This window comes from Micromonospora sp. NPDC023737, from assembly GCF_040639715.1.
Lineage (GTDB): Bacteria > Actinomycetota > Actinomycetes > Mycobacteriales > Micromonosporaceae > Micromonospora.
In genome coordinates this window covers 17,048-29,979 of record NZ_JBFAAL010000007.1, presented here as the reverse complement: position 1 = coordinate 29,979, position 12,932 = coordinate 17,048, and the positions used below count along the sequence as shown (strand labels likewise).

The window sequence follows — 12,932 nt, the reverse complement described above, 5'->3', positions numbered from 1 at the left end:
TCCTGGCAGGCCGCCGGGCCGTGCGTGGTGCGCAGCGTGCAGGCGTGGTGGCGTACCTGCACGCCGCGCACCGAACCGCTCGACGAGGCGTTCGCCTCGGCCGGAGGTTCTGAAGCGATGCCGCTGTGGAGTGCGGTCACAGCCGAGGCTGCGGTCAGCGCTCCAGCAGGCGCATGGCGGCTTCGTCGTGCGTCTCGCCGACAGCGGGCGGAAGGTTGTCGAGCTTCTCGATCTGCTCGGCGGTCAGCTCCACGGCGTCGGCGGCAGTGTTCTCCTCCACACGTGCCACCCGCTTGGTGCCGGGGATGGGAGCGATGTCGTCGCCCCGGGTGAGCAGCCAGGCCAGTGCGATCTGCGCCGGCGTGGTACCCGCCTCGGCGGCGATGGCCTGGACCTCGTCCGCGAGACGCAGGTTGCGCTGGAAGTTCTCGCCGGTGAAGCGCGGGTTGTTCTTGCGCAGGTCGGTCTCGTCGAAGCCGGTGGTCGAGCGGATCTGCCCGGTGAGGAATCCGCGTCCCAGGGGCGAGTAGGGCACGAAGCCGATGTTCAGCTCGCGCAGCAGGGGCAGCACCTGAGCCTCCGGGTGCCGGGTCCACAGGGAGTACTCCGACTGGACGGCGGCGATGGGATGCACGGCGTGGGCGCGGCGGATCGTCTCCGGTCCGGCCTCGGACAGACCGATGTGAAGGATCTTGCCCTCGGTGATCAGTTCGGCCAGCGCCCCGACGGTGTCCTCGATAGGCGTGTTCGGGTCGACTCGGTGCTGGTAGTACAGGTCGATGTAGTCGGTGCCCAGCCGCTTGAGCGAGCCTTCGACGGCGGTGCGGATGTTGGCCGGGCTGCTGTCGAGTTGCCCTGCCCCGGCACCCGCGTGCGAGATCATGCCGAACTTGGTCGCCACCACGGCCTGATCCCGGCGGCCCTTGAGCGCCTTGCCGAGGAGTTCCTCGTTGACGTACGGGCCGTAGACCTCGGCGGTGTCCAGGTGCGTGACACCTAGCTCCAGGGCCCGGTGGATGGTGCGGATCGACTCGGCGTCGTCCGTGCCGGCTCCGGTGTAGGCGTAGGACATCGATACCAGGCCCAGGCCGATACGGGAGACGTCCAAGCTTCCCAGTTTGATGTGTTTCACGACAACTATCCGTTTCTTGAGTGATCTACAGGATTTGACAGGCATTGCGCAGGCTCCGCCGCTCATCGCCGACGCTGTTGCCGCTCATTCGGTCGGGCAGGGTGAGCGCGGCGGCGGTGATGGCGGGGCCAAGGGCCGGCAACGGCGATGGCGATCCACCTGTCGACAGGCGTCGCACCGCCGGGACGGGACGGTCAGGCGACCGGGACCCAGGTGTACCGGCCGTCGGGGCGGCGTTCGGCGCGCCCGAAGACCACGTCGGCGAAGTGGTTGCCGAAGCCGATGGTGTCGGGGCGGCTCATCTCCTCGACCAGGCGGCGGCGGTACTCGGCGGCCCCGGCGGGGTCGTGGTCGATCCCGCAGCCCCATTCGGGGTGGGTGACCTGGATCGGCGCGTGCATCGCATCGCCGAACGCGATGAGCCGCTGGCCGCCGCCGGTGATGGTGTACGTGACGTGGCCGACGGTGTGCCCGATCGAGAACGAGGCCCGCACGCCGGGGAAGACCTCCTCGCCGTCCTCGACCGTACGGACGCGGGTTCCGAAGGTGGCCAGACGCTCCTCAGTCGCCCCGGCCCCGGCGGCCAGGTCGCGCCGCTCCCACTCTGGTGCCGCGAGGAAGTGGGTGGCATGCGCGAACGGCGGCGCATCGGCGCCGGACTCGGCGTTCCAGACCCAGCCCAGGTGGTCGGAGTGCAGGTGGGTGATGGCGACGGCCTCGATCTGGCCCGGTTCGCGGCCCAGCCGCCGCAGGCCGTCCAGCATCTCACCGCCGTAGATTTCCGCCAGGTACGGGTTGGCCGGGTCGTCGGGGTAGGACTCGGGTCCGAACCCGGTGTCGATGAGCAGCGCCCGGTCACCCCGCTCGACCAGCAGCCCGCCGACGGCTGCGGGCAGGAGGCCCCTGTCGTCGAGATGATCACGGTTGGCGGCCCAGTCCGCGTCGGTGGCGGCGGGCAGCCAGCCACGCGGCTTGCACAGGGCCAGCCCGTCCGGAACGTAGGTGATCTTCAGTTCACCCAGGCGGAGCGAACGAACGCGGGGCGCGCTGGTCAGCCGAATCCGGTCGAAATCGGATGTTGCGGTCATATGTGGTCCTACCTTGTGCTCGATGAGATGCCGCCGAGCGACGGCAGGAGCCAAACGTTAGAGCTAGAACAGCTCTAACTGCAACTATCCGAGTTGTAGTAAGCTCGTCACATGGCCGCCGAACGCGAAACTCCCCGCCCCCTAGCCGACCGGCAGGTGTGCGGCCTGGTCAGAGATGTGGCCAGTCAGATCGAAGCCCACCTGCGGGCCCGGGCGGCCACCCTCGGTCTGACCGCCACGCAGGCCACCGCGCTGTGTGAGCTGACCCACCCCATGACCCTGCGTGACCTCGCCGAACGGATGAGCTGCGAGCCTTCCAACATCACCTTCGTCGCCGACCGCCTCGAAGGGCAGGGCTACCTCGAACGCCACCCGCACCCCGACGACCGCCGCGCCAAGCAACTCATCCTGACCCCCAAGGGCGTCGAACTCCGCGGACGCCTGGTCGAGCTGCTCTCCGAGGACTCCCCCCTGGCCCCGCTGGCCTCCGAGGAGCAGGACGTCCTGCGCAACCTGCTCACCCGCGCCCTCATCCGCTGACCCGCTCACAGCGGCCTCGGGAGGGCCGACCCGGTCGCAGCGGCCCGGGGAAAACGCCTGGCGCGGCGCTCAGTCGCTCTCCAGATCGTCGAGCGAGATCGCGTGCGTCATCAACCACCGTGCCAACGCCGACATCCCGAACAGCCACAACGGCGCCGACTCGGTGGTGCCGTTGGTCGCGAAGATGGCGAACCGCAGATCCGGCGCCCGGTACGCCTCGATCCGCCACTTGTGCTGTCTGTCCCGCCAGACCGCGGAAGGGTCCATGGCGTCACCGTAGGTGACGGCCGGGCACCCGCACGGCGGGTTGACCGGCTCAACCCACGACGATCCGGGCGTCGTCGGGCAGCCGCCGGGTCGCACCCCGGCGGTCCAGCAGCTCCAGCAGCGGCACCGCGACCCGGCGAGTGGTGTCCAGCGCCCGCCGCGCCGCGGAGAGGGTGAACGGCTGGGGCAGCCCGGCCAGCACCCGTACCGCATCGTCGAGCACGTCGGGGAGCAGCACCACGTTCTCCGCCAGGCGCAGCAGCGCGCCCGCGCGGACCGCCGCGCCGATCTCCCGCGGCCCCAACCCCAGGTCGACAAGGCGGTCGGCCTCCGGCGCCTGGAACGGGCGGTGCCCGTACTCGTCGCGGATACGCTGCACCGCCCGGGCCACCGGGTCCGGCAGCGCGTCGACGGCCGCGGCGGTGACCCGGCCGCCCAGCAGCCGCAGCGGCGGCCGGACCAGCGCCTCCACCAACGCCCGGTCCGGCAGCATGAGCCGCTGCCGCAGCATCTCCACCGGCGCACCGGGCTCCAGCGGATGCTCCCGGCCGTGCCGGGCCACCTCCTCGGCCAGCCGGACGCCGAGCTGCCGCCAGTGCCCCGGGTCGGCCAGCCAGTCGCCGGCCACCGGCGCGACGTCGACCGGAACGCCCATGCGGATCAGGTCGGCGGCCCGGACCAGCAGGCGCCGGCGCAGCTCCCCGGCCAGGTCGGCCCGGCCGTCCAACCCGGTCAGGACGTCCGCGCGGGCGCCGGCCGCACCCCGGCGGGCCAGCGGAGGGGGCGCCACGTCGAGCACGATCACGCCGCCCGCCACGTGGTGACGGCCCGGGTCGCGCAGCAACGCCCGGTCGCCGATGAGCAGCGGCAGCGGCCGGGCCAGCCGCAACCGGGCCGTGTCCGTACCGAGCGGACGGACCCGGACCGGCACCGCGGCCGAACCGACGTGCAGGGTGAGGGTGGCCGGCAACTCCCCCGCCGGATCGCCGGCGACGCGGACGTCCACCACCTCCGTGCGGTGGAACCGACCCGGACTGAGCAGGGCGTCGCCGCGCGTCAACCGGTCCCGCGCAGTGCCGCGCAGATTCACCGCCACCCGGGCCACCGCAGTGACCTCGGGCGCGGCCGATCCGAGCGTCTGCAGGCCGCGTACCCGCACCGACTCGCCGGTGCCGGCCAGCTCCAGTTCGTCGCCGACCCGCAGGCGGCCCGCGCCCAGCGTGCCGGTGACCACGGTGCCGCTGCCCCGGATGGTGAAACTGCGGTCCACCCACAGCCGCACCGGGCCGCCACCGGCCGGGGCCGGCAGCCGTGCGGCGAGCCGGCCCAGCGCCGCGCGCAGCTCCGGCAGGCCGGCACCGGTCAGAGCGCTGACCGCCACCGCCTCCACCGACCCCAGCGTGGTCCCGGCGATCCGGGTGCGGGCCTGGGCCATCGCCGGACCCGGATCAGCCAGGTCCGCGCGGGTCACCACCAGCAGGCCGTACGACACACCGAGCGCGTGCAACGCGGCCAGGTGCTCCGCGGACTGCGGCATCCAACCCTCGTCGGCGGCCACCACGATCAGCGCCGCCGGCGCCGGGCCGACCCCCGCGAGCATGTTCGGCACGAACCGCTCGTGCCCGGGTACGTCGACGAACGCGACGGTGCCACCGGAGGGCAGCGTCGTCCAGGCGAACCCCAGGTCGATGGTCATGCCTCGGCGGCGCTCCTCCGCCCACCGGTCGGGTTCCATTCCGGTCAGCGCCCGGACCAGCGTCGACTTGCCGTGGTCGACGTGCCCGGCAGTGGCCACCACCCACACGTCAGTCGTCTCCCGGAACGGCTAGCACCGCGGCGCGTAGCGCCTCGTCGGCCTCCGGAGGCACGCAGCGCAGGTCCAGCAGGAGCCGGCCCCGAACGACCCGGCCGAGCACCGGCGGCTCGCCCGTACGCAGCGGTGCCGCGTACCGCTCGGGCAGGCTCAACGCCCACGACTCCAGCTCCACACCGGGGGCGCCACCGCCGCCGACCACCGCCACCGCCGGCACCACCTCGGCCTTACGGCCGTCCGCGCCGAGCCGCTCCCGCAGCCGCTCGACCCGTTCCCGCAGCGCACCGGGGTCGGCGTGCAGGGCGGCCCGGGTCGGTGTGTCGGGCCGGTGCAGGGTGGCCGCCAGCGCCGCCAGGGTGAGCTTGTCCACCCGCAACGCCCGGGCCAGCGGATGCCGGCGTAGCCGCTCGACCAGTTCGGCGTCGCCGAGGAGCAGCCCGGCCTGCGGCCCGCCGAGCAGCTTGTCACCGCTAGCGGTCACCAGGTGCGCGCCCGCGCGCAGGGTGCTGGCCGCGTCCGGCTCGTCCGGCAGCAGCGGGTCCGGGACCAGCAGCCCCGAACCGATGTCGGCGACCACCGGCACACCGAGGCGTACCAGATCGCGTACCCCGACGGCGGAGGTGAAGCCGGTGACCCGGAAGTTCGACGGGTGCACCTTGAGCACGAAACCGGTGCGCGGACCGACCGCGGCGGCGTAGTCGGCGACGGTGGTCCGGTTCGTGGTGCCCACCTCACGAAGGCGCGCGCCGGTGCTGACCAGCAGGTCCGGCAGCCGGAAGCCGTCGCCTATCTCGACCAGCTCGCCGCGGCTGACCACGATCTCCCGGTCGGCGGCGAGCGCGGTCGCCGCGAGCACCAGCGCGGCGGCGCCGTTGTTCACCACATGCACCGCGGCCGCGCCCGGCACCGCGGCGGCCAGTCCGGCCAGCGCGTCACGACCCCGCCGCGCCCGCCGGCCGGTGGTGAGGTCCAGCTCGACGTCGGTGTGCCCGGCCGCCGCGACAAGCGCGTCCACGGCGGAGCGGGACAGGGCCGCCCGGCCCAGGTTGGTGTGCAGGACGACGCCGGTGGCGTTGAGCACCGCCCGCGGCGCGGGCGCCGGCAACGTCGCGACGGCCACGTCACGTACCTCGTCGGGGCGGATCTCACCGCGCCGGGCCCGGTCCTGCGCCGCGGTCACAGCCGCCTTCACCCGGTCGCGCCCGAGCACGGCCGTGGCGGCGGCCAGCCCGGGATCGGCGAGCAGCAGGTCGGTGCGGGGCACCCGTCGGCGCGGGTCGGTCTGCCCGTCGCGCATCACGTCATCCCCCACAGTGGTTGGCGGAGACGGACGGGAATCGAACCCGCCTGGCCCGGGTCCCGGACCACACCGGTTTTGAAGACCGGGAGGGGCACCAGCCGCCTGAACGCCTCCACGGAGCATTTGACCACAAGGGCCACGCCGCCGTGCGCGGAGGTCGAAAAGTTCTCTCAGTCACCCGTACCGGTGACAGCCTGTCGGCGGCGCTCCAGCCGCTCCCGCTGCGGCACCACCGTGTACCTGGCATCACGGGCCGAGACGACGCCCGCCTGGTAGACACCGAACCGGGTGGCCACCGAACCGGCGAGCAACGCGGCTCCGGAGACTGCCGACACCGCCCGGCTGCGGCGGCCCAGCAACGCTCCGACGGCACCGGCCGCGGTGAGCATCCGGGCGACACTCATCATCCGGCCCGGCCGGCCGCTGTGGTACGGCTCGGAGAGCAGGCCGAGCCCGGTCTCCACCCGGTGCGCCGCGGCGAGCTCAAGGGCCGCGCCGGTCACCGCCAGCCGGCGGGCCGGACCGGCCTGCTCGGGCGGCGCCGCGATCAACCCCACGCCGGCTCCGCTGGCCAGCGCGCTGCCCGCGAACAGGAACGGCAACTCCCGGTACGCCTCGTGCCACGACGGCACCGCGGTGTCGGAGAGCAACGCCGCGGTGTACGTGGCCAGCGCCGGCGCGGTGGCCGCCGCGGCCAGCCCCGCCGCCTGCCCGACCGGCGGCAACACCCGGCGGGCCAGCCCCGGCAGACCCCGCTCGGGCAGCAGCGACGCCGCTTCGGCGACCGCGGCCACGCCGGCCGCCGGGCCGAACGCGGCGAGGATCCAGGTGCCCACGGACATCGGCGAGGTCAGCTTCGCCACCCGCAGCATGTGGTGGAACCGTGCCGGGCGACCCAGGTCCCGGATCAGGAAGACCGTGCTCGCCGTGACAGCGGCCAACGCCGTCACCCTGCCCGCCCGCCGCAACTGCGGCCGGCCGGTGAGCTGACCGCCCGCCGCGAGCAGCGAGGACCCGGCCGCAAGCCCCCCGGTGAACAGGTACGCGCCGATGTCCCACTTCCACACCGGCGGCTTGAGCACCGGCCGGCCGTAGTACGAGGTGAACTCCGCCTCCGGGACCCGCAGCTCCTCCCCGCCGCCGCGGCGCCCGGCTCCCCGGCGCGGCGTGGACGTCACGTCGACATCACTCGGGCCCTCCGTCGGGCGCTCGGCCGCGGCGGACCGAACCGCGTCGAGCCGGTCGCGGAACCGCCGGAACCGGTCACCGATTGGCGGGTGCTGCGAACTCACGAGGAACCTCCGACGAACACGGCCACAGCGGCCGCCGCCATGGCCAGGGCCGCGAGACCGGCCTGCTTCCACATCTTCGGCAGGTCCCGGGTGGTGACCACCGGATCCGGCGGCAGCCCGTACACCTCCGGTTCGTCGAGCAGCAGGAAGAACGCGCCGTCGCCGCCGACCCCGTCGTTCGGGTCGTGGCCGTAGAGCCGCGCCTCCGGCACACCCCGCTCGTGCAGGGTGGCGACCCGCGCGGCCGCCCGCTCCCGCAGCTCCTCCAGCGGCCCGTACTGGATCGACTCGGTCGGGCAGGCCTGCGCGCACGCCGGAGTCTTACCGGCCCCGATCCGGTCGTAGCAGAGCGTGCACTTCCAGGCCCGCCCGTCGTCCTCGCGCCGGTCGATCACCCCGTACGGGCAGGCGGAGATGCAGTAACCGCAGCCGTTGCAGATGTCCTCCTGCACCACCACCGTGCCGAACTCGGTGCGGAACAACGAACCCGTCGGGCAGACGTCCAGGCAGGCGGCGTGCGTGCAGTGCTTGCACACGTCGGACATCATCAGCCAGCGGAAGTCGGAGCGGGTCTCCGCCCCGGTGGCCCGCCCCGGCGGCTGCCCACCGGGCATGCCGAGGAACTCGGGACCGGCGGCCATCCGGGCCGCCGCCTCCGGCGAACCGGTCGGCACACCCGGTTCGGTGCCGACCGGGTCCCTGGTGGTCGCCCCCACCGCCGCCGACGACGGGCTGGTGGTGCCACCGGTCGGGTTGCCGGCGAACGGCGGCGTACGGTGCCCGGCCGGTCGGGGTTGCTCGACGAAGGCGACATGCCGCCACGAGTTCGCGGTCAGCGCGCCGGTGTTGTCGTACGACATGCCGAGCAGGTCCATGCCCGAGGCGGGCACGTCGTTCCACTCCTTGCACGCCACCTCGCACGCCTTGCAGCCGATGCACACGCTGGTGTCGGTGAAGAAGCCCATCCGGGGCGGCGCCTCGGGCCAGCCGGCCTCCGGCGCCGGGTCGAGCGGACCGGCGAGGCTGTTCGGGTCAGGAAGCATCGGAGGCCCCCGACCCGGGCGGGGTCACCACAGGCGCGTGCCGCTGCGGGGTGATGCCCGCCCGCCGCCGGTAGTCCTCGACCATCTCGCGCAGGGCCGCACCGGTCGGTCTGCGGCCGGGCTGGACGTCGCAGGTGCCCACCTTGCTCTCCTGGATCAACACGTTCGGGTCGAGGATGATCCCGAACAGGTCGTTGGCGGAGTCGCCGGTGACCATCCCCTCGAAGCCGAAGTGGTACGGCAGCCACACCTGATGGATGATCCGACCCTCCACTCGCAACGGCGTGAGCCGGTCGGTGACCAGCACCTTCGCCTCGATGACCGCCCGGCCGGTGACCAGGTGCGCCCAACCCAGGTGCGTCAGCCCCACCTCGGCGGCCAGCTCGGGCGACACCTCCACGAACATCTCCGGCTGCAACTCCGCCAGCGGACGCACCATCCGGCTCATCCCACCCGCGGTGTGGTGCTCGGTGAGCCGGCTGACCGTGAACACGTACGGAAAGACCCGCCACTGGTCCTCCGGTGGGCTCGGGTTCACCGAGTTGACCGGATGCGGGTACATCTTGCGGGCCGGGTTGGCCTGCTGCCGGTAGAGCGGGTTGCGCATCGGTGACTCGACCGGCTCGTAGTGCGTCGGCAGCGGCCCGTCGACCACCCCTGTGGGCGCGTACAGCCAGGCCTTGCCATCGGCCTGCATGACGAACGGGTCGTCACCGGCGAGCCCCGCGGGACCGGACGTGCCGGGCTCCGGCCGGTACGACGGCGGCTTCGTCTTCTCGAAGTCCGGCACGTCGTAACCGGTCCACTCGCCCTTCTCCTCGTCCCACCAGATGTACTTCTTCCGCTCGCTCCACGGACGCCCGTCCGGGTCGGCGGAGGCGCGGTTGTAGAGGGTGCGCCGGTTCGCCGGCCACGCCCAGCCCCACTCGCCGGCCACCCAGTTCTGCTCGTGCCTCGGCTTACGGCGGTTGGCCTGGTTCACCCCGTCGGCGTACACGCCGCTGTAGATCCAGCAGCCCATCGCGGTGGAGCCGTCGTCCTTCGCCTCGGCGAACCCGCCCAGCGGACGGCCGGTGGCCACCTCGAACCCGTTGATCTCGCGCAGCACCGCCTCGGCGCTCGGCTCGGCGAGCGGGCCGTGCGTCGGGTAGTCCCAGGCCAGGTCGAGCAGCGCGCGGTCCCGGGGCTTGTCCGACCCGGCCAGCTTCTCCCGCAACTTGCGTCCGAGGTGGTAGAAGAACCACAACTCGGAGCGGGCGTCGCCTGGCGGCTCCACCGCCTTCTCGCGCCACTGCAGCATCCGCTGCGTCTGGGTGAACGTGCCCTCCTTCTCCACGTGGGACGCGGCGGGCAGGAAGAACACCTCGGTGCGGCACTGCTCCGGCACGATCTCGCCGGTCTCCACCTCCGGGCCGTTACGCCAGAACGTGGCGCTCTCGATCATGAACAGGTCACGGACCACGAGCCAGTCCAGGTTGGCCATGCCCAGCCGCTGCGCCCGCCCGTGCGCCGACCCGACAGCCGGGTTCTGCCCGAGCAGGAAGTATCCCTTCACCTTGCCGTCGATCATGTTCAGCACCTGCTGATACGTGCCGTGATCGCCGGTCATGCGCGGCATGTAGCCGTAACAGAAGTCGTTCTCCGGCGTCGCCGCGTCCCCCCAGTACGCCTTCAACAGGCTGGCACAGTACGCCCGCGCGTTGGCCCAGTAGCCCTTCTGCCCCGGGTGGTGGATGCTGTCCACCCACGCGCCGAAGGTCGGATGCTTGTCGTGCTGCGGCATCGGCAGGTAGCCCGGCAACAGGTTGAACAGCGTCGGAATGTCGGTGGAGCCCTGGATGCTGGCGTGCCCCCGCAACGCCATGACACCACCGCCGGGACGACCCATGTTGCCCAGCAACGTCTGGATGATCGCGCCAGTGCGGATGTACTGGACGCCGACACTGTGCTGCGTCCAACCCACCGAGTAGACCAGCGCCCCGGTGCGTTCCCGCCCCGAGTTCTCCGTCCAGGCGCGGGCCAGCTCGAGGAACTTCTCCTGCGGAATACCGCAGACCCGCTCCACCATCTCCGGCGTGTAGCGGGCGTAGTGCCGCTTCAGGATCTGGTAGACGCAGCGCGGATGCTGCAACGACGCGTCCCGCAGGACCTGCCCCGGAATCGGCGCGCCGTGCGACTCGTGCCGCAGCCCCGCCGCGGTGTCCCGCTCGCTGCTGGTGTCCATGGAGCCGGAGTGGCCCTCCTGCCCCGCGTACTGCCAGCTGGTCTGGTCGTACGCGCCGGTCTCCGGATTGAAGCCGGAGAAGATGCCGTCGCCGTCCTCGGCGTCGACGAACTCCTCGCTGACGATCGTCGCCGCGTTGGTGTACGCGAGCACGTACTCCCGGAAGTCGAGCTCGTTCTCCAGGATGTAGCGCACCACCCCACCGAGTAGCGCGATGTCCGTCCCCGCCCGGATCGGCAGGTACGTGTCGGCGAGCGCGCTGGTCCGGGTGAACCGCGGGTCGACGTGGAAGACCTTGGCGCCGCGAAGCTTGGCCTCCATCACCCACTGGAAGCCCACCGGGTGCGCCTCGGCCATGTTCGAACCCTGGATGACGATGACGTCAGCGTTGGCGAGGTTCTGCTGGAAGTCCGTCGCGCCGCCGCGACCGAAGCTGGTCCCCAGACCGGGGACGGTGGCGGAGTGTCAAATGCGCGCCTGGTTCTCGATCTGGAGTGCCCCCATCGCCGTGAACAGCTTCTTGATGAGGTAGTTCTCCTCATTGTCCAGCGTCGCCCCGCCGAGACTGGAGATGCCCAGCGTGCGGTTGAGCGGCCGGCCCTCGGCGTCCACGTCCTCCCAGGTCTCGTCACGCGCGGCGAGCACCCGGTCGGCGATCATGTCGAGCGCGACGTCGAGATCCAGGTCCTCCCACTCCGTCGCGTACGGCCGGCGGTAGCGGACCTTCGTCTGCCGCAACGGACTGGTCACGAGGCTCTTGCTGGCGGCGCCCTTCGGGCAGAGCCGGCCACGGGAGATCGGGCTGTCCCAGTCGCCCTCGATCTGGGTGACCTGCCCATCCTTGACGTACACCCGCTGACCGCACCCGACGGCGCAGTAGGGGCAGACCGAGCGCGCCATGCTGTCGGCCGTCTCCGTGCGGGCTGTCAGCTCCGCCGAACGGGGCGACTGCGCCGCCGAGCCACGGCCCAACGGATCAGTGCCGGTGAGCTGCCGGTAGACCGGCCACCCCTCGATGAAGGTCCGGACACCCACTGCGACACCCCCTCCCGAAGGCCCACGCCGACCCCATGAACATAAGCCAGCCGACGCTTCCGTGCGACCCGAGTCGGCGTTTCACCCTCATCCGGAGCCGAGGCCCGAAACACCCGCGCAGGCCGACACTACTGCCAAGATCCGCAGCAGCCGGGTCACGACGCCCCGCGGTCGGGTTACCCTGACAACATGCAGGGCGCCTCCCCCACCGCGACCGGCGTGGCCCACCTGGCCCGCCCGGGCCGCCCTGCCGTCGTCGCACGCACCCTCACCGAACTGACCGGCCCCACCCGCGGCGTCGTCGAACTACCGGTACGCCTGATGTGGAACGCCGAGCGCACCTTCGACCTCGGCGACCCCGACCAACTGCTCTGGCTCTACGAGAACGTGCTGCGCGAGACCACCCGCACCGAGGATCTCCGCCAACTCGTCGACGGCCGCACCCTGCGCCGGGTGTGGCGCCTGCTCAACCTTCCCCGCGCCGTCCGGCAGGCGTGGGAGAGCCGCCACCACGCCCTGCGCACCGCGTGAGCACCCCGCACCTGCACGACTTCTACCGCGAGGTGGCCCGGGTGGCGCTCACCGCGGCGGGCCCGCACCGATTCGTCCTCGGCGGCGGGGTGGCCTGGGCCGCCCACGGGCTGGTCGCCCGCCCCACCGAGGACGTGGATCTCTTCGCCGACGTCGAAGGCGCCGCCGCCGCGGCCGCCACCGGCGTGCGTACCGCCCTGGAGCGGGCCGGCTTCGCCGTCGACGACGCCGACCCGGACAGCGACCTGGGCGACCTGTTCGAGGGCTACGGCCGGGACCTGAAGGACTTCGTGGTGAGCCGCGACGGGCGGCAGATCCGGCTGAGCCTGGCGCGCCTCGACCGCCACCGCAGCCCCGTGGTGATGGACCTCGGCCCGGTGATGGACGTACGCGACCTGATGGCCAACAAGATCGCCGCGCTGGTCAACCGACGGGAGGTCCGCGACTACATCGACGTCTCCGCCGCCCTCGAGCACTACGACGTGCCGGAACTGCTCGAACTCGCCCGGCAGGTCGACCCGGCGCTGGACCCGGACGACGTGCGCGCCGCCGGCCGCTACCTCGACCGCATCCCCGAACAGCGGTTCGCCCGCTACGGACTGGACGCCACCGCGGTCGCCCGGGTCCGCGACCGGCTCGCCGCCTGGCCCCGCTGAACGGCACACCC

The 12,932-nt window shown here is 72.4% G+C and carries 11 protein-coding genes and 1 tRNA gene; 3 read left to right on the top strand and 9 right to left on the bottom strand.

The genetic code is table 11. The features are described from left to right. Window positions 1–154 precede the first annotated feature (154 nt). Both AB0F98_RS17115 and AB0F98_RS17110 read right to left on the bottom strand, forming a co-directional pair. On the bottom strand, window positions 155–1,132 hold the full coding sequence (locus tag AB0F98_RS17115) for an aldo/keto reductase (RefSeq protein ID WP_357735791.1): 978 nt from the start codon (window positions 1,130–1,132) through the stop codon (window positions 155–157). Window positions 1,133–1,326: 194 nt separating this feature from the next. After that, the gene (locus tag AB0F98_RS17110) at window positions 1,327–2,220 is read right to left on the bottom strand and encodes an MBL fold metallo-hydrolase (RefSeq protein ID WP_357735787.1); all 894 of its coding nucleotides are present in this window, start codon (window positions 2,218–2,220) and stop codon (window positions 1,327–1,329) included. A gap of 111 nt (window positions 2,221–2,331) precedes the next feature. On the opposite strand from AB0F98_RS17110, the gene AB0F98_RS17105 reads away from it, so the two are divergent. Then, complete coding sequence (locus tag AB0F98_RS17105; RefSeq protein WP_357735784.1) at window positions 2,332–2,760, top strand: MarR family transcriptional regulator; 429 nt, start codon at window positions 2,332–2,334, stop codon at window positions 2,758–2,760. A gap of 69 nt (window positions 2,761–2,829) precedes the next feature. Here the strand turns inward: AB0F98_RS17105 and AB0F98_RS17100 are convergent, their stop codons facing one another. The 7 genes from AB0F98_RS17100 to fdh form a co-directional block, all read right to left on the bottom strand. After that, entirely contained in the window at window positions 2,830–3,027 is a 198-nt protein-coding gene (locus AB0F98_RS17100; protein ID WP_076471704.1) for a hypothetical protein, read from the bottom strand. A gap of 49 nt (window positions 3,028–3,076) precedes the next feature. Then, entirely contained in the window at window positions 3,077–4,831 is a 1,755-nt protein-coding gene (gene selB, locus AB0F98_RS17095; RefSeq protein ID WP_357735780.1) for a selenocysteine-specific translation elongation factor, read from the bottom strand. Between the two features lies 1 nt (window position 4,832). Next, on the bottom strand, window positions 4,833–6,137 hold the full coding sequence (selA, locus tag AB0F98_RS17090; RefSeq protein WP_357735777.1) for an L-seryl-tRNA(Sec) selenium transferase: 1,305 nt from the start codon (window positions 6,135–6,137) through the stop codon (window positions 4,833–4,835). A 21-nt stretch (window positions 6,138–6,158) separates the two neighbouring features. Then, window positions 6,159–6,254, bottom strand: a tRNA-Sec gene (locus tag AB0F98_RS17085). 56 nt (window positions 6,255–6,310) lie between these two features. Next, window positions 6,311–7,432 (bottom strand): NrfD/PsrC family molybdoenzyme membrane anchor subunit, encoded by a 1,122-nt coding sequence (gene nrfD / locus AB0F98_RS17080; RefSeq protein ID WP_357735774.1) that lies wholly within the window; start codon window positions 7,430–7,432, stop codon window positions 6,311–6,313. Further along, window positions 7,429–8,475: a 4Fe-4S dicluster domain-containing protein gene (locus AB0F98_RS17075; RefSeq protein ID WP_357735771.1), complete on the bottom strand. Its 1,047-nt coding sequence runs from the start codon at window positions 8,473–8,475 to the stop codon at window positions 7,429–7,431. Before AB0F98_RS17075 ends, nrfD begins: the two co-directional genes overlap by 4 nt. After that, window positions 8,465–11,734, bottom strand: a complete 3,270-nt coding sequence (gene fdh / locus AB0F98_RS17070; protein ID WP_357735767.1) for a formate dehydrogenase — start codon at window positions 11,732–11,734, stop codon at window positions 8,465–8,467. Before fdh ends, AB0F98_RS17075 begins: the two co-directional genes overlap by 11 nt. A gap of 189 nt (window positions 11,735–11,923) precedes the next feature. Between fdh and AB0F98_RS17065 the strand changes: the two genes are divergently transcribed. Further along, on the top strand, window positions 11,924–12,265 hold the full coding sequence (locus AB0F98_RS17065; protein ID WP_350790389.1) for a hypothetical protein: 342 nt from the start codon (window positions 11,924–11,926) through the stop codon (window positions 12,263–12,265). After that, a complete protein-coding gene (locus tag AB0F98_RS17060) occupies window positions 12,262–12,921 on the top strand; it encodes a nucleotidyl transferase AbiEii/AbiGii toxin family protein (protein WP_357735763.1) in 660 nt (219 codons plus the stop codon). Before AB0F98_RS17065 ends, AB0F98_RS17060 begins: the two co-directional genes overlap by 4 nt. Window positions 12,922–12,932 lie beyond the last annotated feature (11 nt).